Below are 21,779 nucleotides of genomic sequence, written 5' to 3'. Positions count from 1 at the left end.
TTTCATCAAAATGACGTAGATTTTGTCTCTGAAAGAATTTCTCTGGATGTGAATGCGGTACAGATGAATGAATATGAAGGCCGGACTACGCTCAGGCATCGCGAAGACATTCTTGGGTACTTTGGATTTGCTCCATTTGAAAAGTCATCTGAACAGGCTTTGATTGAAGAAACACACCGGCTTACCCATGTACAAACCAGGCCATACCTAATTTTTGAAGGTATGGTCGCTTTTCTTCAAGAGCATCGTATTGAAATTCCCACATACCAGACCTTAAAAACGATTCTGGATAAAGCTCTTTCCAGTTTTGAGCGGAATCTGGAATCCATCTTGACCAGATACCTAACATCAGAGGACATTTTACTTTTAGACCAACTTCTTATAGAACATGGTTCTTATCAGGAGGATGCCAGGCGGCACTTAAAAGTGAAGCGATACGAAATAACATTTTTTAAACGCATTTCACAGTCGATGGAGACAAAGCAGGTCCGGGAGCGTGTCTATAACTTCCTTCATTTAAAAAAAATGTATCTGCAATTACTACCTGTTGCAAAGCGCCTGAAGCTCTCAGACGCTACGATTCAATTTTATGCCGAATACGTCATTAACAACCAGGTAGCCCAGATAGCGACCAGGAGTACGATCCGGTACCTGCTTCTGATCTCCTTTATCATCCATCAATATTATTTATTGGGTGATGCGCTTATTCTGACTTTAAACAGTGCGGTCACAAACTATGTCAATGGTTGCGAAAGTATTGTCAAACAGGAACTTTACAAGAACCGGATGCAAACCGCCCAGCTAGTGAGCAGTGTGACCCACAGGAGCACTACACACGTTAGTGTATTGACTGCCATTGAAAAAATCATCGTTGATACGGATATGGAACCTTTGGCAAAAGTGACATTGATTGAAGAGTTGTTTAAAAATAAACGGCTATCTCAAAAACTGTTACAGGAAGATGAGCGTCGTTTGAAAGCCCTGCGCGAAGCAAACCAGAAAATAAATGATCGTGAAGATTTTTATATGGTTATTGAAAAGGGCTCTTCCAGGCTCACAGGCAAGGTTAGTGAAATAATAAAAGCATTGGTTGCCAGTACAACTTCATCGGGAAAAGACATCCTGAAGGCGTTCCAGTATTTTCAGGAAAAAGACGGCTCTATCCTGGCCAGGGGATCAGTGCCCACAGGTTTTTTAAGCATGGAACAGCAGCAGCGTGTGTTGACTTCGGAGGGGAAACTACGGGTAGGTTTGTACAAGGTTTTTCTGTTTGAGCATATCCGTGACAATATTAAATCCGGGGCACTTCCCATTGATTCATCTTATGACTATCGCAGCTTTGAGGAATATGAGATCCCATCCAATTTATGGAATAAAGAAAAAAATAGGCTCATCCAGCAGGCTGGATTGATAGCGTATAGCGATTCACGTGCGACGCTGCTACGGCTAAACGAAAAACTCAACGTCCAAATAAAAAAGACCAATGAGCACATAGAAGCTGGCCAAAACAAGAAGGTTTATTTTGATGCAGGCGGCAACTGGCATCTGATGAAGGACAAATCCGAAGAAGACGCTGCCGAATCAGAATCTCTTTACCCCCAGGAATACGTCATCCCCTTGCTGGAAGTCCTGCAAACGGTTCAAAATGCAACCAATTTTGTTTCTGTATTCAAACATGCCAGTATTGACCACACACCGAAACGACCCGAAGAAAAGCTGTTTTTCGCAGCTATACTTGGCTACGGGTGCAATATTGGCATACGTAAGGTCTCTTTTATGTCCAAAGGGATCCGTACAAGCTCCTTGGAAACAACTGCTTTACATTATTTTTCTCCGGAAATACTGATGCAGGCCAATGACAAAGTGCTCGCTTTCAGCAATGCACTGCCGCTCACTGAGCATTTCAGAAAAAACACTGGCTTTATCCATACATCCAGTGACGGTCAGAAATTTGATGTCTCGGTTGCATCCCTGATTGCGTCTGCTTCCTTTAAATACTTTGGGAATGGCAAGGGCGTTACGTTATATTCCTTTCTGGATGAATCAGGGCAGCTTTTTTATTCGACCACATTTAGTGCAGCGGATCCGGAATCACATTATGTGATCGACGGGCTGACACATAATGAAGTAATCCTGCCGAATGCCCATTCCACAGATACCCACGGCTTTAGTGAACCGGTTTTTGCGGTAACAGGGCTTCTTGGAATAAAATTTCGCCCAAGGTTTGCCAGGTTTCATCATCAACAGCTGTACTCAATTGATGAAGTGCGTACATACCGAGAACAGAACTATAAAATTATCCCGGACGCAAAAATCAATTTGGCACATCTCGAAGAGCATTGGGATGAAATATTGAGACTGGTATGTACCATTAAACTTGGATATTCCAAGGCATCTACTTCATTCAGGCGACTGAATTCTTATTCAAAGCAACATCCGTTATACAAAGCATTGAAAGATTTGGGCCGGCTCTACAAGACCACTTACATCTACGAATACATGGATGATGAAGTTGTCCGAAAATCCGTTTCAGGGTCATTGTCAAAAATTGAAAGCAGTAATAAATTTTCAAAGGCTATAACAGTGGGCAATAACCAGGAACTGATTTGGGCAACCAGGAAGGAACTGTTAACCGCCGAAGGGTGTAAACGATTAATAGCCAACTCTATAAATGCCTATAATCTGATGTTGTTATCAGAAAAACTGGCCACAGTAGGTTCACAGCAGGATAAACAAATTCTTTTGAAGAAAATAATTTCCACGTCTACCCAAAGCTGGGCACATATCAATTTGGTAGGAGAATATGACTTCTCAGACGGCAAAGATTACAAAAAATTTGATTTGGATGCGCTCATGGAGCTAAACCTAGGCCCTGAGAATTGAATATTCTGGGCTCTGGATAAGTAAAAATCGTACGTGAAAGTCGTGATGGTTTTTCTCCCTTTCTTTAATTTAACCCTACTATCGGCTGAGTTTGTGAGATAAAATGCTGTTTCAAAGAGAAAGACGTTTCAGCATGCGATGTACTGATGTCCGATGCCATTGCTGACCATCATTCCGGAATGTTTTAACAGCTCGTCGGTTCAACTCGTCAGAGATCTGGCGCACGCTTGTAATGCCTTCTACTCTCAATTCGTCAAAAATTGGTCGCATAGTTTCCGCAAATTGATCAGCAGCTTGCGCGTTTTTTTTGCTCTCGATTTCCCGGCCATGTTTACCTAGTTGGACACCGCGCCGCTTCGCGGCTTGCAAAGCCTCTTTCGTCCGAGTACTAATCTGCTTCCTCTCGTGCTCAGCAAATGCTGCTAATAAATGCACCATCAGGAGATTTGCATGAGGGTTATCGACCGCCAGAAACTCAACCTTGCTCTCCATTAAGTTTGCAATGAAAGCTACATTCCTGCCCAGTCGGTCCAGCTTCGCAATGATCAGTGTTGCTTTCTGTTTTTTGCACAGCAATAAAGCGGCGATCAGCTCGGGCCGCTCATTCTTCTTCCCGCTTTCAATTTCGGTAAACTCAGCTGTGACCTGATAACCTTGTTGCTGCGCGAACAGGTGTACGGCTTCATGCTGCGCTTCGAGGCCCAATCCACTTTTCCCTTGGCGGTCGGTGGATACTCGAAAGTAAGCGATAGCTTTTTTCATGCCGGTAAAAGTAGCGAATCTAGTGCTCTTTGTCCACATGCATACGGTCGTATGTATGTGGACACTTGCCATTTAAAGTAGCTGTGTGCATACACTAATAATTGTCTTACAAAATCACCCACGGGGGTAGGGTGCAACTTTCCTTCCTTTCGCGGGTACATAGCAAGATCTTTGACTCGTAGCTACTCGCGCTGTTGAACGCATTTCACTGATTATGTGGCTATCTCGCTTGCCAAGGGCAGTTAAGGATGCACTCGTGTTTGTCCTATTGACCTAGACAAGCTTGCATTAATTTTAACACGCATTAATTACTGACAGCTATGGCCACGCGCACATCAAACAAATCAAAGGATATGGAAAATGTCAAAATCAATATTTGGGGTATTTCATTCCAGGCAGATCGTATACCAGAAAAGGTGCTTTGGGGCTTCCTGGCTTTTGTATTAATCTTGTTTCTAATACTCATGTTATCAAAACTAGCACTATTGCCGGTGATATTAAACAATATAAAAGATGTACCTGCATTTCTCAAAAAATGGCTTTCAGGTCTCACTTCTTCTTAGTGCCTATGTCGCCTACGGTAATTTATTATGCAATTTAAGCCCTCAATAAACGGCCAGTTATTTCTTTACTGACAGCCTTATGTACACTGTTTGCCCAAAACCAGCGCTTGCGCTTAATGTTAAAATATCCGGGGTGTCTAAGTAAAAAGCCGGCTCGCTTGGACGTACTATTCGTTCTGAAAATTTATCCATCACTTTAGAAAAACCAATCAGGCTCTCGGAGGTAACCACTCCATCCTTACTGAATCGAAGGGGGAAGCTACCATTCTCTTTAAGGAATTGCCCTAATAGCAATTTCCATTCTGATTTTTCAAGTGACATAAAATGCCGCTCGTGAAGGAACGTAGCCAGAATGATTATTTTTTTGTGGCGGCTATCAGACTCCCGCATAGGGTAAAAATTTATCAGCATAATTAATCATCAACTTATATGTATGCACGATACTGTTATTAGATCAATATACCGCTAACTGCTCAAATTATGAATACAAAGATGCGACTCTTACCCTATAAAATTGATGAATTGACTAAAACGCGAAAGGGGACACCTTTACGAGGCGCCCCCTTTTAATCACCAATTTCTCGCTGGTAAAACCGGTCGCGGTAGCGACGGTGACGGGATACTGGGATCCTGTCTAATATCCCTCCCCGGTGGTGGGGTCGGTGGTGGTGGTGTCGCCTTTGGCGCAGGTTTGCTTTCTTCTCCCATTATAATTTGATTTTATTTTTCCTTCCATCCTGGGGGTCTTTGAGACTCCTGACCTTCTTTTATCAATCTTCCCGGCGGCGGCGCTGGCCTTGGCGGCGGGCTGGGAGCTGACGATGGACTTGGAGTTTGCCAAGTCGGCTGCTGTTGGGGATTGCTTGGCTGATTGCTCATTGCTCTCTTCTATTAAAACGTGCTTTTTGTCGATTATATAAACATTTAGGGAATCCCCTGAAATCTTCGTGTTAAAAACAGTTTCCGGCTTCGTGAAAAAAGAATATGCATAAATCGGAATTGAAAAGCCGCAAAACATCAGGCTTCTGACCAGCCACTTATTTGCATTGAATAGCTGGCTAAATTTATTGTCATTCGCATGCGTGTTCCGATCAAGTGACGTAATGAACTGAGAGACCAAATACTCTCTGAATGCATCATCGGCCATATTTTGGACATTTGGGTCACTTGCAAAATGTGTCCGATAATACTGCTCCATTTGCCCATGCCACTGAAATAATGGATCAGCAAACGGAATACCGCCATACTGTGGCGGATTAGTAGAAAAGAAAAATGAACCTTGAGATACAAACACTGTACAAATCCAATAAATGGATACGCCAAGAAAGAAAAACGAAATAATTAGTAAGGTAAAAAACCCGTTGGTTACCCATTCGTCTACATGTCGAGAATATGTAGTAGCCAATATGTAGATTCCTGCAACTAGTGCCGTTGTGACAACAATCGGCACGTTAAGCGCACCGTCAATGGAACTTCGTCGTTCATTTTCCTTAAAATAAAGTTCTTTGTAAAACTCAAATTGATCAAAATTAGCCACTATAACCAGTTATTATGCCATAGACCCTTTGGCATTCAACTATGTGAATGTCAACCGTGCAAATATATAAATAATGTGGCTAAAAATTTAGCCACATTATTTATATATTTGCACTACTTAAATCCGTGGACAAAAATTTAGCAAAATATAATGTCAGACTTGTCAGAAATATATGAGCTGTTAGCAAAAGATCAATCCAAAAGCTTAGTTCGTACTATTGAGGAGCGGCTGGATGCATTAGATGTCTCCCAGAGACAAGTTAGTGAGGCTATTGGTATACAACGCCGAACACTCCAACGTATCCTTGAAGGCGAAGCTCAGAAGATTGATCTTCTTACTGTTCTTAAGATATCCCAATTTCTTGATATCGATATAAAAGAAGTAAGCCAGCTTTACGTCGCTGGCCTATCTTCAACAAACATTGGTGAGCTTGAGCGGGCGCGTAAAGCAGGCTTTATTATGCGTCATTTTGATCTGGATATTCTGAAAAGGATTGATTTTATCTCGGACGTAACAGACTTCGAGCATATTGAAAAGAGGATAAAAGACTTTTTTCAATTGTCATCGATTGATGAATACGCTAATGAAGTGGCTTACTCGCTCTTTAGTAAAACGCGGAACAAGTCATGCGATAAAATGACTAAATTTTGGATTGGTTCGGCCTACAAGCAATGCGCTGAAATCTCCAATCCTAATCCATTTGATCGGCAAATGCTTTTGCAAATTATTCCCAGATTGCGTGTTTTAACGCGCGATGAAGAACACGGCCTGGTTCAAGCAGTTCGGGCGCTTTATCAAGCAGGCGTTACTGTGGTTGTTCAAGGTTATGTCAGTAAAATTCAGATTCGAGGTGCGACTTTTCTTGTAAACAGTAAACCATGTATTGTTATATCTGACTATAACAAACGTTTGGATACCATTTGGTTCACGCTTATGCATGAACTTTACCACGTTATGAAGGATTTGGATGCAATCCAAAAACTTGGCTTCCATACTACAAAAGAAGAAGGGCAGCGAGTAATTGATTTTGTGAATGAAGATCTGGCCAATTCTTTTGCAAGTGAGTTTTTGGTACCCTCAGACAAAGTAAAATTTATCCGTGCATTCCTAGACGTTGCTTCGTTAGTTGATAGCTACGCTTCTAAATGGGGCATTCACTCAGCTATTTTGTATGGAATGCATCTCAGTAAGCATGGAGAAGACTACCTGAAATTTCGCAAAAGAATTCCGGCCCCTGACGCATTACTCCGCGCATTCTTTGCTTACCCTTGGAATCAAGAATCATTGACAGAAACTGCACTAAATCTTAAAGAAACAATTTATTTAAACCACTAATTACACGCAAAGATGATAGAAGATGACAACTTGAATGCTGACAGCAAAGATCAAAGTAACGAAGGCACTGGCAATGACGCAGAAGCTACAAATGGTTTCGACAGTGAAATCTTAAATATTCTAAAGAATGCGCAGGACCTAAGTTCACCACAATTAGATCTTTCGTTTCCAGAATACAACGAAACCGAAAGAGAGCAGGAGACTATTTTTATTCCGGCCGATGTACAAGATCCTGATAGAGCGTGGATTTTATACTACAAAAAATTGCAACCTCTTTTGAAAAAATATGTTAAAGATCCGGAAGCAAAAAAATTAATACGTGAACAGGCAAACCTATTTTTAAGAGAAGGGCATACACATGGAAGAGACGGTCGCCAGGCTTACTATCACCAACTTGAAACGATTATCGTTCTTCTAGAGAATTGGGCTCAGGCCACACAGGGTAAGGACTTGGTTGGATTATATGCCGAGCTTCTCGAAACAAACCAGAAAGCGGGATATTTGCGCGGAAAATAAGCAGAAGAGATTTGAAATATCTCTTCTGCTTATCATGAACTACGAGTCTATTCATTCGCAGCTCGACAAAACCTATCTGAGTTGGCACCGAGACTCAGATCACAACGGCAAAGCTTTTAGGTCAACAAAAACTCCGGGCGCGACAATGCCAAGTATTCGATACTCAAAGCCTTAATTATCAAAACATTGAGCAATTTTCTTTGATTTTTTGTAGTAACATTCGTATATTTCAGCATTCCAACGAAAGGAATTACTCATGAACCAGCCAACCAAATATCTAAGCATTCAAGAATTGAAGTCTTCTTCAAGGGCTGCTGATCCATCTTCTACAAGATCAATGGAACGCCATGATAGCTTTGAGCGCTCTATGAGATCTTTGAGACAAGATTACGTTAAGGCGGCTAGGTCTAACCAGAAATAATACCCAAAATGGATTATACTGGTATCATTCGCTACATCTGCGACATCTTCAATAAGCATTCTGTCGAATACATGATCGTTGGTGGCACCGCCGTGGCACTTCATGGGCATTTCAGGAAATCTACAACCTTAAAAGGCGATATTGTAGACAAGCCTGACTTGGATTTTTGGTACAACCCCACCTACGAAAACTACTATAACCTTCTTAGAGCCTTGGAGGAACTTGGAAAGGATGTAACAGAATTTCAGGAAGAGCAAATTCCTGATCCAAGAAACTCTTTTTTTAGATTTGAATTTGAGGATTATACTCTTGATCTGCTTCCAAGCATTAAAGCACCTTTAAAATTCAGAGTATCATTTTCTAAAAAGCAAGTTATTCATTCCGAGGGTGTTGAAATTTCTTTTATAAGCTTTGACGATTTAATCGAAGACAAAGAAAGCCTAGGGAGGGCTAAGGATATTGAGGACATTAAGCACCTAAAACAGGTAGATCTATCCTGAAAGACTTTACTTGTTATCTGTAACAAGTTTATGTTATCCTGATAGGCTAGGCCTGTGGCTGTCCATTTATAAGGTCCATCCATTTTAGGCTGTGTTGCATATAAAACGATCTTTACGAAACGTATGTCCCAAACCAGCCAGAAGCTCTTTTTACGTTAAATAAATGTTTTTCATGTTAGCCTAAAAAGTAAGACAAAGCTTCATGATATGCGCTAGCATACTTTTCTGGTGAATTTTTCATTAGTCGGGCATTTTTCTCCAAATGCTCTTCACGGCTTAACACATATTCTAATACCCCAAACCTATCTAGTATTCTCTGCAATGGCTGTTTTCCCCAAGAGTCCTCAACATCACCATCTGGATGTAAAACGACACTATGAAAATATCCTGGCGTGTTACTTTGATCCGGCGAATATTTGACTGCAACAATACCAATTGCTATAAGGCTCTTAGCTTGTTCCAAAGCTGACGCAAAAGGTGCACACCAGCCAAAAGAAAATTGAGCAGCTCTGTCAGCTGGTATTATTGGATTTAATCTTTTGGGAATCTTTTCACAAAAGGATCTATTTTTTAATATTTCTATCTGTGCTTTTTTTATATATGTTTCATTTGCCTTTACCCTGAGTGGTAGAGTTTTAAGAGTTGCTTCACTGTAATATCTTGTTAAAATTCCCCCGTGTCTTCTATAAGCCCTTTTCTCAGCAATTGGCATAATAACATATTCACTAAAAGGCTGTATTCGCTTCTTGCCCTGAAAATCAAAAACCACATTCTCGTCAATTCCGACATAAACAAGGGGGCCGCCAACATTCGTACGAAATTTCCCATGAGCATGTGGCTTACTTGGTTTGTTTAAGCCACATGCTTAGCGCCGACAAAAACAAGGCCTGCTGATCAATGAAGACGCTGTGAGAACATTTATCGAGATATTGGACATTTGAATCACCTATCAAGTGTTTCAATTCAGTGATTTGCTCGTCCGAATAAAGCCCATCTTGTTTACCATACAAAGCATATATAGGCATGTTCCCCTTCCACGGGCTTTTCAAGATAGGCATTACATCAATGTTATGTCGAGTCTCATTCTGCCAGAATGGGTTTAATTAAAAGAAAGTACTAAAAGCGTCACTGGTTTTGCGTAGCAAATAGGTGTAGCGTTGATCACTCTTTGCAAAGTACAACATCCCGCTACCTGCTGAACGAGGCCGGGCATTGTACTTTCCCGATATTATGTTATTTCAAGCCGGTTTCAGGTGCAAACAGCCATAAGATTACGTCTATCTACAAAAATATGTTATGTTTACTTGCAAACCAGTAGTACTGACAATACGAAAAGTTTGACAGTTAAAGTACAACGCAATATTGTTTAAGGCACAAAACAATACAGAAAGTACGACAAAACTTTCGTATACTTAGGAGTTGTGGAACATACTAAAAAAACAAAATGAAACACATTTTAACGATAATAATTTTAGGGTTTTTAATTTCGGGATGTTCCGAAAAAAAGACTAATAATGAGCCGAATATTCAATCATTACTTGTCCAACAATTGGAAAATGCTCATACAAATCAACAATGGTTTGTGCCTACAAAAAAAGCAGTCGACGGACTAACTTTGGAACAGTCTAATTGGAAAGACAGCACGGATAATCATTCAATTGGGGAATTGGTTTCGCATCTTATTTTTTGGAACGAACTGAACCTAAAAGCATTTAAAGGTGAAAAAGTTACTGATATCAATGATGAAAACAAAAACAAAGAAACTTTTAAAATAAATAATGGAAAAGATTGGCAAAATGCTGTGAGCAAATTGGACAGTATTCAAACCGAATGGGAAAGACTTACCAAAAATGCAACTGACGAGCAAATAGCCGATTGGAATGTTGAAATCGCAAATATGTCTGCCCATACAGCATATCATACTGGACAAATTATATACATAAGAAAAATGAATGGCTGGTGGAAATAGTGGAATTAAATCAACAGAGGAGAAAGTACGTTGCACAACTGGCCCACCATCATTCGTGCGAAATTTCCCATGAGCGTGTGGCTTACTTGGTTTGTTTAAGCCAAATGCTTAGCGCCGACAAAAACAAGGCCTGCTGATCAATGAAGACGCTGTGAGAACATTTATCGAGATATTTGACATTTGAATCACCTATCAAGCGTTTCAATTCAGCGATTTGCTCGTCCGAATAAAGCCCATCTTGTTTGCCATACAAAGCATATATAGGCATGTTACCCTTCCAAAGGCTTTTCAAGATAGGCATTACATCAATGTTATGTCGAGTCTCATTCTGCCAGAATGTATGCACCGCCATTTCGTTTTTTAAATAGCTGGTAATCAGTGGGTCCGTTTTATAAGTAGCATAAATCCCCTTTGCAAGCTCATCAGGATCAGAGATTGCAAAAAAGCCATTTGTTGACGCATGTTTGAAAACCGATGTACGGTATGCAAGAGACCCGGTATCAAGTTGGGCAATGGCGGCTAGTTCCTTCAAATTGGTCGTATCCTGTGTTTGCTCATAAATCACCTTTGTTTTTCTCATTATTGTCTCATACGATTCCTGCTGAGATATAAGTGCACTACACAGCACAACTGCCTTAACCATGCCAGTATGCCTTTGAGCGTATTGGGCTGCTATCAAACCGCCGAAGCTAAACCCAATGAGATTGGCATGCCGCAGATTATACTTTTTATAAATACTGCTCAAATCAACAAATGCTTCGTCAAAATTCATTCTTGCATTGCTATGCTTCGAACGACCTTCTCCACGTCGGTCATAAACGATCACAAAGAATCCTTTGTCGGCTAGCCGCTTTGCGGTTGTTGCTTCAAAATACACACTGCTGCTGCCCGGACCACCATGCAAAAATATAATCGGTTGGTGTTTCGGGTTACCGAACGACCTGCTATACAATGTTTGTGAACAAGCTTCAGACAGTCCGGTCAAAAAGACCAGAAGTAGTAGTAATATCTTCATATCAATTTAAACAAAAGAAATTCTATCGTTTCGTACTTGCCCTGATGTATGCGTAAAGGGTTGGCTTGCTAATCTCGAGCATTTCACATATTTTTTTGACTGACGTCTTTTTTGCTTCGTAAAGCTGGACGGCCAGCTGCTGTTTATCTGCATTAAGTATTTTTGGGCGCCCGCCTAATCGGCCTCGTGCACGGGCAGCTGACAGTCCGGTCATCGTACGCTCCTGGATCAGGTTACGTTCGAATTCTGCCAATGCCCCAAAAAGGTGAAATACCAATTTGCCTGTCGAAGTGGATGTATCAATGGATTCGTGCAGGCTACGCAATGCTACACCTTGGTTTTCCAGGTAGGCCACCCAGTCAATCAAGTCTCTCAATGAACGCCCCAACCGGTCCAGCCGCCAAACCACCAATGTATCTCCGGTGCGAAGAAACTTCTTGATCTCGTTTAACCCGGACCGTTCCGTTACTGTGCCGCTGATTTTGTCGGTCAATATTTTTTCACAACCGGCTGCACGCAGTAAATCTTCCTGGGCGTCCAGCTGCTGATCGTGGGTCGAAACCCTGGCGTATCCAATAAGCATATTTGGTAAAAAAACTTGATAAGCCATCAATATACTTTACGATGATTTATTTACCAAGTTTATTTACTATTTTATGCGCACTTATCAGCCTTCTGTGTCTCGATCGCTGCCCGTTAAACAAACCCTCGTTTTCTTTACTCTGCTTATGGCCCGTTTAGATGTGTTGGATCCCGTTGCCCGGCGGGAATTTGAGCGCCCACCCCAGCTGAATCTGCAACAACAAATTTATTTCTTTGAGGTGCCTGACTGGATGCAAGATCAGTTTGATGGGTTCGAGACACCCATTAACCGGATCGGCTTTATGATGCAGTGGGGCTATTTTAAGGCATCAGGAAGGTTTTTTAAAACGGTCACTTTTGCTAAATCAGATATCTTCTTCGTTGCTGATCAGCTTTGCATTGACCAGTCAGGAATTGATTTTAACAATTACCGTAGTAGTACGTTGGGCCGCCACCGTCAGCTCATACGGCAGGCGCTAGGCTTTTCGTCTTTTGGGGGAGCACATAAAGTGATGGTACAAAAGGAAGCCTTACACCTAGTAGAACGTCAAGTTCACCCGGAGCGGGTTTTCTGGGCATTATGCGCTTTTATGAGAGCGCACCGGATTGAGGTTCCAACTTACCATGCACTTTGTGAGACGATCAGCCAGGGAGTCCGTGATTCTGAACAGCGGTTAGACCACATTATTGAACAATCCATTACAGAGGACCAGGTTATAAATTTGAACGAACTTTTCGAAAAATTGCCTCCGGACGCATCCGGACGCAGCATTCACCAACTGGCCAAGCTTAAAAGTGCTCAGGAACTTTTGCAGTTGGGCGTGATCCGGCATAATCTGGATTTGCTCAAAGACCTTAAAAGGCGTTATCACATCATACTACCACTTTTGACCAGGCTTGATCTGTCCGAGGAAATGATAGAATATTATGCAGAATATGTGTTGCGGGCAGAGATTTTTCAGGTTAAACGGCGGTTACGTAAATATCTGATCCTTTGTAGCTTTGTCTCTTATCAATACTTTCATGTAAGTGACATTCTTTTACAAACATTTTTACAATCAACCAACCTGGCCTGTTCACAGGCAGAAGAAAAAAGGGATGCCCGCATGCTGGCCGATCAGCACGAGAACCTGGCCAATGTAGACGCAATTTTGACAAGCTACCTTGCACAAGCCGATTTTGTCCGTCAGATACAGAAAGTAGCTTTCTCCCTTGATCAGACGCATGAAGAAAAGTATACTGGCTGGATGCAGTTAATGAAAGCGGATTCTTTGGACGGATTTCTCAAGCTGGTACCCTCTGTTGAAAAACTTCATAAACAGACTGTCAAACAACAGCAAGGGGCATATCTATACCAAGCACTCAGTGAACAGTCCCGAAGCCTTATGAACCGGGTTGCCGATATCATGCGACACCTGGAGTTCCGGGCGCAGCATCCGGACAATCAGGTCATCAAGGCTTTGTCATTTTATCAGCAAAAAGCAGGGAATATAAGTCAGATTAGCAAAATAACAGATCTGCCCGTTGACTTTCTTACACGCGATGAGCGCCATTCAGTCTTACAGACGGTTCCGGATCTGGCCCTGTACCGGGTGCTGCTTGCCCGCTATGTGATGGAAGAGTTAAAAGGTGCGCGCATCACCGTCCGGACTTCACATACACACAAGGCTTTTGAAGATTATCTGATTGATGAAGTTACCTGGCAATCACAGAAGCAGACATTACTGGAACGGGCAGGATTGCGTTCACTGGAAAGCTGGCCAACACTTCGGACTGATCTTGAAACCAGGTTTAAGGAGCAGATGGCCCAAACACTGGAAGCAATTAACACCGGTGAGAACCTATTTGTGCGCAAACGCAAGAAGGGAGGGCTTCGTTTTGTAACGCCCAATAAGCAGAAAAAAACAGTCAGCATCGATTTCTATCCCAAAGACTTCTATGTATCTATCTACGAGGTACTTCATACCGTTGATCGTTATACGCAGTTTACTCAGGCCTTGAAGCACCGCATGGAGCATAATCAGGAGCAGGTATTACCGACGACAGTCAATCTGGCTGCATTGATTGGGTGGGGGTGTAATCTTGGATTGCATCACATGGCCAAGACATCGTCAGTACCGCTTAGCGACCTTGAACGTGCTACCAACTGGTATTTTTCCTCAAAAAATGTGCTGCTTGCCAACGACCGGGTTACAGGTCTGATGAACCTGCTTCCTGTTTCTGCATCCTTTCGCGAGCAGGAATCCGTTTACCGGTCAGCGTCAGATGGCCAGAAATATACACTTGCCCCGGATTCCATTCATGCCAATTATTCTGCCAAATATTTTGGCAAAGACAAGGGAGTAACCATATACAGCTTTATAAGTGAAACCTATCCTGTCTTCTACACAACCATGTTTTCATCAGGAGATTATGAAGCCTGGTATGTGATGGATGGCCTGCTGCACAACGCGTCAACCATGTCTATGGAGCAAATCCATTCGACGGACACCCATGGTGTAACTGACCTGAATTTTGCTGTGACCCATTTGCAGGCAATGATTTTTCAACCGCGTATCAAGGATTTCCATCTTGCTACTCTTTACGGTATGCCGGGCATACCCGTAGTACCACAGGAAGGGTATGCCTTTAAAACCGGTGGCGTTGTCAATACCGCGATCATTGCAGAGCAGTGGGACACGATCCAGCGCTTTATGGTCACTATAAAGCTGAACCATGCCTTGCCTTCAACATTGCTCAGACGGCTCACGTCTTACTCCAGCTATCATCCGGTTTACCGTGCCCTGAGGGAATTGGGCCGGATTGTAAAGACAACATTTTTGTTTCAGTACATGCACGAGGAAGAAACTAGGCGAAGGGTGAATCACCAGCTTACTAAAATCGAAAATATGCATCAGCTCGCCGGTGAATTGAATTTAGGTAAAAACGGGCTAATCCGATATTCCTCAAAAGAAGACCTGTTGGTAATGGCACGTAGTAAACAGCTACTGATCAATGCAATGACTTGCTGGAATATGCTCCATATTACACAAAAGCTACGGGAAGCCAGTCCGGAAAAGAGGGCTGAGATGCTATCTTGTCTTCCTGATACAGCTCCACTAAGCTGGAAGCATATAAATTTTCAGGGAGAGTATGATTTTTCCGAAAAAACATTACGCAACCTGGTTAGCCTGGAACTCGCTGAACTTTTAGAAAATGAGTCTAGTCAGGGTTGATGGGAAATTTCGTACGAATGTTGGCCGGCCCCCCTTTTTCAGGCTGGCAAGCCAAAGTTTGAATTTATTACCTCTCGGAATCTTTTCATCAATGAACGCTTCTAGCTTGTTTGTTGCTAGGCTCATTAATACACCGGATATAATTTCACCAATTGGCATAGTATTAGTTGATAATTTTCTAATATTGTCTCTTGCGTGAGAATATAGCGCAAGATTCTTTCAAATGAAACGAATTTCATTACCGGATTGTTCCATGCATAAGAAATTTAAATCAGAATTTTCATGAGTGATACAAAGTTTTACTTATGAGCACGACGTTAAATACAGATTTACTTGCCAGCATGTTAAAAGACAAGCGGGGCAAAAGTGGCCTAAGAAGCGTCTCGGAGGCTATTGGCGATGTTAGTGTTGCTACACTATCTCGTATAGAACAGGGTAAGGTGCCGGATGTAGATACCTTTATAAAAATTTGTAAATGGTTACAAGTGCCTACTGACACTTTTGTAATCCAGACCGAGTCGGATGGCGCTCGGCCCCCATCTACTGAGCAGACAATCATTGCACATTTACGTGCTGACAGGGAGCTTACCTCGGATACAGTTCAAATGTTGGTGCAACTGGTCAATTTAGCTTTTTCATCTAAATCTCCCCGTCCAGTTACAGCGAGTGAAAACTAAGAAAACCACCATCTTGCCCAAGGGTTATTCGACCGTAGCGGAAAATCTGGCAGAGAATTTTCGGAAAGAACTAAGTATCCATCCATGTGGGCATCTGTGTGGATTTAAACTGGCCAATCACTTGGGTGTTAGTGTCTGCACGGCCAGTGATTACGGTTTTGATCCAACTGTGCTGGTGGGGCTGACCGGGTGGTCTGGCTTGTACCTCGTTAATTCTTTTGGTGAAAAGATTATTATTTACAATTCCGGTGAGCCATTTGGCAGGCAACAAAGTACAATAATGCACGAGCTGGCCCATGTAATACGGGGGCACACTTTCAGAAGCGATGCCATCCTTGCTGAATTACCCTTTCTTCGCTCTTACGATCCGTTACATGAATCTGAAGCGGGTTATTTGGGAGCATCATTACAAATCACCAGAAAGGGGCTTGTCTGGGCGGTTAAAAAGAATATGTCTGTTGAGCAAATGGCTGAATACTATAATGCGACCACCGAGATGGTATCATACAGGCTACGTATATCAGGTGTTGCCCGACAATTTGGGATCAGGATTTAGCATCTCGCCGGTGATATGTCCCCAATTCTAATATTTAATTATCAGGACTAAGTGCGCAGACAACAACAAAATGGAAATTGAGCAATCCCTAATCGCCGATATCAAGGCAATAATCCAATCATCCAAAGAAGTAGCCATTCGTGCGGTCGATCTTGAGCGCACTTTGATGTACTGGCGTGTTGGGCAACGAATATTCGAAGAAGAGCAAGTGGGGAAGGACAGAGCCGAATACGGTCTATACTTAACGCAACTTATTGCTGAACAACTAGAACCGGAATTCGGCAGTGGATTTTCTAAACGACAAATTGAGCTTTTTAGGCAGTTTTATCGTCAGTTCCCAATTGCGAATACACTGTATTCGCAATTGAGTTGGAGTCAATATAAGTTGCTAATAAGATTAGACTCGCAGGATAAAAGGGATTTTTACATTGCGGAAACAGTCAAAAATAATTGGACGGTTCGTCAGCTTGAAAGGCAGATCAACAGTAGCTTATGGGAGCGCCTGCTGTTAAGTAATGACCGTAATAGTGTTCTGGCTGTTGCCCGAAGCGAACAAAACCCATCTGACGCGAAAGAGATCATCAAAGATCCAATGTACCTAGAGTTTTTGGGCCTGAAAAGGGAATCCTCTTATTACGAGAAGGATTTAGAACAAGCTATCATCACTCATCTTCACGACTTTTTATTAGAATTGGGCAATGGTTTTGCTTTCGTCGCTAGGCAAAAAAGACTTCATATTGAAGGAGATGAGTTTTTCGTCGACCTGGTTTTCTATAATAGGCTTTTACAGTGTTTTGTGATCATCGAGATCAAAACGACAAAGCTTAGCCATCAGGACATAGGTCAGCTTCAAATGTATGTGAACTACTATGACCGTTATGAAAAGAGAGATTTTGAGAACCCAACTATCGGAATACTTCTCTGTGCAGACAAGAATAATGCAGTGGTCAAGATCTCACTACCTGAAAATAATAAGACAATTATTGCTAGTGAGTACAAACTGTATCTTCCGAGTGAGAAACAATTGATTGATGAGATGAACAAGGAGATTGAAAAATTACAGAAAGAAGAATAGCGGAATTTATGACTCACTTTTTCTTGTAACTGCTTTAAAGTATTCATAATCAATCCGTAGTTTATCTAACGGCGCCATAGTACCGTACTGGTCGTTGGTTCGCTCCCAACTTCTGGAGTCCTGAAAATTTAGCACTTACGAGATAAAACTTGTAGTTCATTTTTTATTTGCAACACAATTTGATTCACATCTGTACGGTGTACCGACTATTCGTCACGAATGCCATCATGGTAACCAACAAAGAAAAGAAGTTTGCTGAAGTAGCTCAAATACTTGCTCGCTGTGAGCAGTTGAAAAGTGATATCCGAAGTTTCCTTGGAGAAAATTCCCAAATTTATCGGCGAGCATTCAATGGAAATAATGACCTGCTGGGTAGAAGCAACGTGTATTTTTTTCAATTGTTTGTTCTTCAGATTTGCATGATTTTATTTGAGAAAGAACATCACCATCTTAGAACCTTGGCCACGAAATTTTTGCTGGATCCGAATACAAACTGGACAAATGAAAACTCAAAGGTAGAAGTGGGTAAAGCGATTGATTGGCTGAAAGAAATCGAAAATGAAGTTGGCGATACGTTTAGAACCCTTCGTGATAAACATTTCGCCCACAGAGACTTCAACCGAGATCTCAAAGATGTTGCATTGTCTTATGAAGTCGCTTGGAGGGTGCTTCTTAATTTTCAAGAGCTATTCAATATAATTAATTACCATGTGTTCAATAGAACAGTGCGGTTTGAAATACTGGACAGAGAGCCGGTTGAGTTAAAGCATTTGGCGCGTTTCGCGAGGATATGGGTGAAATTGATGCCGGAATGGGCTAAACAGCATAATGGGCCGTTGCTCGATGTCATCTATATGATAAAAGGTAAGACACCTCCTAATCAATGATCAGATGGCCTGAGAGCCTTTCGACCTTGAAGTAGTCGGCGGCAGACCAATTCCTCACATATGGAGACAGCCCGAGCAAGTGCAATTTCAAAAATTTACAGTGCGCGGTGGGGTCCCGCTTGAGAGAAAAGCGATTTTTAATCTTTTTACGCTTCTCGTCCCCTTTAAACATCAATATTTCATCGGGAATATTCATTTACTTTCTGCAATTTCGGAGTTGCAAATCAGTAACGAAATATGTTGAGAGAAGTAATCGATGTGCAGGAAGTTCAAATGCAGAGCGAGTTAGCTAGATTGCGAGCCACGTTTCGACATTCTGGAATTAAGGGCACAGGCACAGAAAAGGCATTTTTGGAGTTTATCAGGCAATATATTTCTCTAAGTCATGGAGTCGGGCAGGGTGAAATTATTGACTCATATGGCAATCGTAGCGGGCAAGCGGATGTCGTAATTATTAACCAAGATCATCCATTTACATTTTCATCTAACGCGGCAGGATTGTTTTTCATCGAAGGAGTTACCGCCGCCGGTGAAATAAAAAGTAAGCTTACGTCAGGCGAACTTACGAAAGCACTAAAGAGCGCTGTGAAATTTAAACGCTTACAAATGAATGATCCCTTGGGGAAAACTGTGACTGCGAAACCTAGTGATGCACAACGATTTGGGCGACACCCGCCATATTTTTTATTTTGTTTTGAATCTCAGTTAAGTCTTGATAGAATACACCAAAACATATTGGCCTTCTGTAAAAAAAATCAAATTCAAGAGCCACACACTATCGATGCGGTGTTTGTTATAAACAAGGGTTTTTTAGTTGACTTAGGTGATGGTACCGGTGCTTACAAGGCCAAGAATTCGCAATCAGGTAAAGATTTGGAGAGTTGGACAAAGGTCACTAAGAACACAGTTCTCTTTGATTGCTTGGCGTGGCTATCTATAACAATGCCGAGATCAGAACGTCCAATACCTATCTTAACGCAATATCTCCCCCTTCTAAGCAATCCTAGCCTATGATCGTCAAGCTGGGTGAAATCGAGAAATCTCCCTTTGGTAGATCTCTTCAATTAACGTGTTAACCGTATCTGAACGGTGTGGTATTCTCTGCACTTAATTCCACTGATGACAGATGCCTGACAAGACGATGGTTGATTAAAACCAAATAATATTTTGTTGTATAACTTTCATTATGTTAAATAGGTTGTCGTAACCCCAGTATTTTCCTCTCCTCATTGGATGTTTGAACCAAAAATAAGATCTAGCCAGCTATTTGGGTTCATTTCTTAATCTAATGCTATATTGCGTTTACTAAATTCCATTAACGCAATATAACATGGCATCAAAAGACATCCGTTTTTTTTCACCCAAAGAAAACCAACCGATCATCAAAGAGAAGGTTCAGCCGAAATCCCTGCCAACCGGATACATTTCCAATGCTGGAAAAATTGTATTCCCCTCATCAACAATTGAGGAATTAGGTATAGATCCTGAAAACACAAAATTTCGGGTTGGTACCGACCAGGGAAAACGCAAAATCAAAAACCTGTACCTTATCTCAACTGATCTGGAAAGTGCTTTTGCCATTGTTCGGACCGGTCGCGGATATTCATTACCATTAGAGGTGATACTTTTGAAGGGAGGAATTGACTATACCGCACAAAAATACACGTTTATGGCTTCTATTTTCAGCCATGAAGGGGCAGTTGGTTACGCTCTGGCGATATCAGCTGAAACACCTGTGGAAAAGGTCCCCTATACTGGTAAGCCGCGTGGCCGGAAACCAAAAACTCGGCAAGGAGCATCAGAATAATATGTAATCGTCAAATTTGCCGTAATTCAGGTTAAACAGGCCCAGGGTTACGGCTTTTAATTTCTATGCAAAATCAAATTGCCTACCTGAGTGAATGGGGGAACAGTGAACTTGATTTCAAAAAGCAAGGGCAGGTAGAATCTATTTCAACTCATTTTATTGTCACTGCTTTATTGGTAAACAAGTCTGATTTGCCGGAGATAATACCCATTCTCGAAGCGGTTAGGACCCGTTATTTTGGTGGTGCCAGTATCGGTTCGGAAGCAGTAGGCAATGATCATGAAAAAAGGAAGCAAATCCTGGAAGATCTTGATGAGATCGGTTTCAAAATCATTGCCATCATTGTCGACAAACGTCAGCTGGTCGGCCAGGGCTTACACTTTAAAGGTTCGCTTTTTAAATTCCTTCATGGTTTAACTGATCGGGAGCTATACAGTATCTACCCTGACCTTGAAATGTCCATAAGCCTACCAATGGACGAAAGCTTTATGAAAGGGTTTATTGGTTATGTGCAGCAGAACCACATATCAAACCTCTTCAATCAATCTGATTTTGGTTTTGCCGCAATTCAGGAAACCTTAATGGTGCAAACGGCCAGTTTTATCGCTGAGACTTTGGCGCGATGCTACGATGAAACAGTGATCACTGACCAGCGTGGTGATTTTATAGAAATCCTTAAAAGCAAGGTCTTGAGTGTGAAGTTCTGGCCGGATACTTTCGAACATACCCTGGCAAACAAGCCTGAACCCGGCCCTAGCTACGACCCGCTCCTGGCAGAGCTAAGTATCAAATTGGCGAATGGCTTTTTTAACCGAAAATCATCCGACCGGGCCCAGCAAGCCATTGATCAGATAAGTTGTTTAGGCTACCTATTATTTCATTTTAAACATATCAATCCTACCCGTTACATTACCAGCTTTGAGCTGATCGAGCATGTACGGGCCAGAAGAGGAAAGAATGTTTCCCTGCATTATTTTCAAACAAAAGTGATTGCACCATTACGGGATGCCGGCGTTCTGATAGCAAGCAGCTCACGAGGCTATAAATTGCCAGCCAGCCATCAAGACCTTTATGATTTCATCGGCCATAGCAATACAATCATAGAACCAATGCTTTCCCGCGTTAAGAAATTTCGGGATCAGATCGTGATGGCAACTGATGGAAAATTGGATGTGTTGGCTGCTGATGAATTTAAGTTAATCAGGAAAGTCGTTTTGTAAGTAACGGTCATTTTTTTGCGTTAGGAAATAAATTTCGTAACGCAAAAACAGTTACAGCTCACAAATAAAGAGCTGGTAAAACAGGGCTGGATGGATGCGATCAGACATTTATTTCATGACCAGCGGATTTATAGTTTCTGGGATTATCTCAGGAATCCTTATAGAAGAAATGCATACAACTAACTCATTAGTAATAGGCTTTATCGATTATTAATGGCGATGTTGCCTTTTCATACTTACCAAAGTATCCAACAGTTTA

19 protein-coding genes are annotated in these 21,779 nt (G+C 41.8%); 13 read left to right on the top strand and 6 right to left on the bottom strand.

Features of this window, described 5'->3' with window-relative positions:
* Nucleotides 1-2,883: Tn3 family transposase (locus ABIO93_RS33020; RefSeq protein WP_348074324.1), on the top strand; the 2,883-nt coding region annotated here is incomplete at its 5' end.
* Between the two features lie 111 nt (nucleotides 2,884-2,994).
* Here ABIO93_RS33020 and ABIO93_RS33015 read toward each other — a convergent pair.
* The 3 genes from ABIO93_RS33015 to ABIO93_RS33005 form a co-directional block, all read right to left on the bottom strand.
* Nucleotides 2,995-3,645 carry a recombinase family protein gene (locus ABIO93_RS33015; RefSeq protein ID WP_348074323.1) on the bottom strand — a complete coding sequence of 217 codons (651 nt, stop codon included), beginning with the start codon at nucleotides 3,643-3,645 and terminating at the stop codon, nucleotides 2,995-2,997.
* Between the two features lie 620 nt (nucleotides 3,646-4,265).
* Nucleotides 4,266-4,598: a hypothetical protein gene (locus ABIO93_RS33010; RefSeq protein ID WP_348074322.1), complete on the bottom strand. Its 333-nt coding sequence runs from the start codon at nucleotides 4,596-4,598 to the stop codon at nucleotides 4,266-4,268.
* A 244-nt stretch (nucleotides 4,599-4,842) separates the two neighbouring features.
* Nucleotides 4,843-5,745 carry a Yip1 family protein gene (locus tag ABIO93_RS33005; RefSeq protein WP_348074321.1) on the bottom strand — a complete coding sequence of 301 codons (903 nt, stop codon included), beginning with the start codon at nucleotides 5,743-5,745 and terminating at the stop codon, nucleotides 4,843-4,845.
* A gap of 150 nt (nucleotides 5,746-5,895) precedes the next feature.
* On the opposite strand from ABIO93_RS33005, the gene ABIO93_RS33000 reads away from it, so the two are divergent.
* The 3 genes from ABIO93_RS33000 to ABIO93_RS32990 all read left to right on the top strand — a co-directional run bounded on the left by ABIO93_RS33000 (nucleotide 5,896) and on the right by ABIO93_RS32990 (nucleotide 8,517).
* Complete coding sequence (locus ABIO93_RS33000; protein WP_348074320.1) at nucleotides 5,896-7,080, top strand: XRE family transcriptional regulator; 1,185 nt, start codon at nucleotides 5,896-5,898, stop codon at nucleotides 7,078-7,080.
* A gap of 12 nt (nucleotides 7,081-7,092) precedes the next feature.
* On the top strand, nucleotides 7,093-7,596 hold the full coding sequence (locus ABIO93_RS32995; protein WP_348074319.1) for a hypothetical protein: 504 nt from the start codon (nucleotides 7,093-7,095) through the stop codon (nucleotides 7,594-7,596).
* A gap of 429 nt (nucleotides 7,597-8,025) precedes the next feature.
* Entirely contained in the window at nucleotides 8,026-8,517 is a 492-nt protein-coding gene (locus tag ABIO93_RS32990) for a hypothetical protein (protein WP_348074318.1), read from the top strand.
* A gap of 175 nt (nucleotides 8,518-8,692) precedes the next feature.
* Here ABIO93_RS32990 and ABIO93_RS32985 read toward each other — a convergent pair whose 3' ends face one another.
* On the bottom strand, nucleotides 8,693-9,286 hold the full coding sequence (locus tag ABIO93_RS32985) for a hypothetical protein (protein ID WP_348074317.1): 594 nt from the start codon (nucleotides 9,284-9,286) through the stop codon (nucleotides 8,693-8,695).
* A 675-nt stretch (nucleotides 9,287-9,961) separates the two neighbouring features.
* On the opposite strand from ABIO93_RS32985, the gene ABIO93_RS32980 reads away from it, so the two are divergent.
* Entirely contained in the window at nucleotides 9,962-10,486 is a 525-nt protein-coding gene (locus tag ABIO93_RS32980; protein WP_348074316.1) for a DinB family protein, read from the top strand.
* Nucleotides 10,487-10,568: 82 nt separating this feature from the next.
* Here the strand turns inward: ABIO93_RS32980 and ABIO93_RS32975 are convergent, their stop codons facing one another.
* On the bottom strand, nucleotides 10,569-11,501 hold the full coding sequence (locus ABIO93_RS32975) for an alpha/beta hydrolase (protein WP_348074315.1): 933 nt from the start codon (nucleotides 11,499-11,501) through the stop codon (nucleotides 10,569-10,571).
* Between the two features lie 22 nt (nucleotides 11,502-11,523).
* Nucleotides 11,524-12,084: a recombinase family protein gene (locus tag ABIO93_RS32970; RefSeq protein ID WP_348074314.1), complete on the bottom strand. Its 561-nt coding sequence runs from the start codon at nucleotides 12,082-12,084 to the stop codon at nucleotides 11,524-11,526.
* A gap of 145 nt (nucleotides 12,085-12,229) precedes the next feature.
* Between ABIO93_RS32970 and ABIO93_RS32965 the strand changes: the two genes are divergently transcribed.
* The 8 genes from ABIO93_RS32965 (at nucleotide 12,230) to ABIO93_RS32930 (ending at nucleotide 21,520) form a co-directional block, all read left to right on the top strand.
* Entirely contained in the window at nucleotides 12,230-15,298 is a 3,069-nt protein-coding gene (locus ABIO93_RS32965) for a Tn3 family transposase (RefSeq protein ID WP_348074313.1), read from the top strand.
* 305 nt (nucleotides 15,299-15,603) lie between these two features.
* Nucleotides 15,604-15,975: a helix-turn-helix transcriptional regulator gene (locus ABIO93_RS32960; RefSeq protein ID WP_215236402.1), complete on the top strand. Its 372-nt coding sequence runs from the start codon at nucleotides 15,604-15,606 to the stop codon at nucleotides 15,973-15,975.
* A complete protein-coding gene (locus tag ABIO93_RS32955; RefSeq protein WP_348074312.1) occupies nucleotides 15,965-16,531 on the top strand; it encodes an ImmA/IrrE family metallo-endopeptidase in 567 nt (188 codons plus the stop codon). The genes ABIO93_RS32960 and ABIO93_RS32955 overlap by 11 nt, the downstream gene beginning before the upstream one ends.
* A gap of 70 nt (nucleotides 16,532-16,601) precedes the next feature.
* Nucleotides 16,602-17,606, top strand: coding sequence for a PDDEXK nuclease domain-containing protein (locus ABIO93_RS32950; RefSeq protein WP_348074311.1), 1,005 nt, complete (start codon nucleotides 16,602-16,604; stop codon nucleotides 17,604-17,606).
* Nucleotides 17,607-17,833: 227 nt separating this feature from the next.
* Nucleotides 17,834-18,493: a hypothetical protein gene (locus ABIO93_RS32945; RefSeq protein WP_348074310.1), complete on the top strand. Its 660-nt coding sequence runs from the start codon at nucleotides 17,834-17,836 to the stop codon at nucleotides 18,491-18,493.
* 237 nt (nucleotides 18,494-18,730) lie between these two features.
* Nucleotides 18,731-19,507 carry a DUF6602 domain-containing protein gene (locus tag ABIO93_RS32940; protein WP_348074309.1) on the top strand — a complete coding sequence of 259 codons (777 nt, stop codon included), beginning with the start codon at nucleotides 18,731-18,733 and terminating at the stop codon, nucleotides 19,505-19,507.
* A gap of 316 nt (nucleotides 19,508-19,823) precedes the next feature.
* The gene (locus tag ABIO93_RS32935) at nucleotides 19,824-20,300 is read left to right on the top strand and encodes a hypothetical protein (protein ID WP_348074308.1); all 477 of its coding nucleotides are present in this window, start codon (nucleotides 19,824-19,826) and stop codon (nucleotides 20,298-20,300) included.
* Nucleotides 20,301-20,365: 65 nt separating this feature from the next.
* A complete protein-coding gene (locus ABIO93_RS32930) occupies nucleotides 20,366-21,520 on the top strand; it encodes a DUF3800 domain-containing protein (RefSeq protein ID WP_348074307.1) in 1,155 nt (384 codons plus the stop codon).
* The last annotated feature ends 259 nt before the right edge of the window (nucleotides 21,521-21,779 follow it).

This window comes from Dyadobacter sp. (assembly GCF_039919315.1).
Lineage (GTDB): Bacteria > Bacteroidota > Bacteroidia > Cytophagales > Spirosomataceae > Dyadobacter.
Note: the sequence above shows the minus strand (reverse complement) of the source record. Positions and strands in the feature narration are given on the sequence as shown.

What these genes read in the sequence shown, in the direction of transcription:
- ABIO93_RS32975 (WP_348074315.1), bottom strand. Translation starts at nt 11,501, where the DNA reads ATGAAGATATTACTACTACTTCTGGTCTTTTTGACCGGACTGTCTGAA.
- ABIO93_RS32970 (WP_348074314.1), bottom strand. Translation starts at nt 12,084, where the DNA reads ATGCTTATTGGATACGCCAGGGTTTCGACCCACGATCAGCAGCTGGAC.
- ABIO93_RS33000 (WP_348074320.1), top strand. Translation starts at nt 5,896, where the DNA reads ATGTCAGACTTGTCAGAAATATATGAGCTGTTAGCAAAAGATCAATCC.
- ABIO93_RS33015 (WP_348074323.1), bottom strand. Translation starts at nt 3,645, where the DNA reads ATGAAAAAAGCTATCGCTTACTTTCGAGTATCCACCGACCGCCAAGGG.
- ABIO93_RS32930 (WP_348074307.1), top strand. Translation starts at nt 20,366, where the DNA reads ATGCAAAATCAAATTGCCTACCTGAGTGAATGGGGGAACAGTGAACTT.
- ABIO93_RS32980 (WP_348074316.1), top strand. Translation starts at nt 9,962, where the DNA reads ATGAAACACATTTTAACGATAATAATTTTAGGGTTTTTAATTTCGGGA.
- ABIO93_RS32960 (WP_215236402.1), top strand. Translation starts at nt 15,604, where the DNA reads ATGAGCACGACGTTAAATACAGATTTACTTGCCAGCATGTTAAAAGAC.
- ABIO93_RS32995 (WP_348074319.1), top strand. Translation starts at nt 7,093, where the DNA reads ATGATAGAAGATGACAACTTGAATGCTGACAGCAAAGATCAAAGTAAC.
- ABIO93_RS32940 (WP_348074309.1), top strand. Translation starts at nt 18,731, where the DNA reads ATGTTGAGAGAAGTAATCGATGTGCAGGAAGTTCAAATGCAGAGCGAG.
- ABIO93_RS33010 (WP_348074322.1), bottom strand. Translation starts at nt 4,598, where the DNA reads ATGCGGGAGTCTGATAGCCGCCACAAAAAAATAATCATTCTGGCTACG.
- ABIO93_RS32965 (WP_348074313.1), top strand. Translation starts at nt 12,230, where the DNA reads ATGGCCCGTTTAGATGTGTTGGATCCCGTTGCCCGGCGGGAATTTGAG.
- ABIO93_RS32950 (WP_348074311.1), top strand. Translation starts at nt 16,602, where the DNA reads ATGGAAATTGAGCAATCCCTAATCGCCGATATCAAGGCAATAATCCAA.
- ABIO93_RS32990 (WP_348074318.1), top strand. Translation starts at nt 8,026, where the DNA reads ATGGATTATACTGGTATCATTCGCTACATCTGCGACATCTTCAATAAG.
- ABIO93_RS32945 (WP_348074310.1), top strand. Translation starts at nt 17,834, where the DNA reads ATGGTAACCAACAAAGAAAAGAAGTTTGCTGAAGTAGCTCAAATACTT.
- ABIO93_RS32935 (WP_348074308.1), top strand. Translation starts at nt 19,824, where the DNA reads ATGGCATCAAAAGACATCCGTTTTTTTTCACCCAAAGAAAACCAACCG.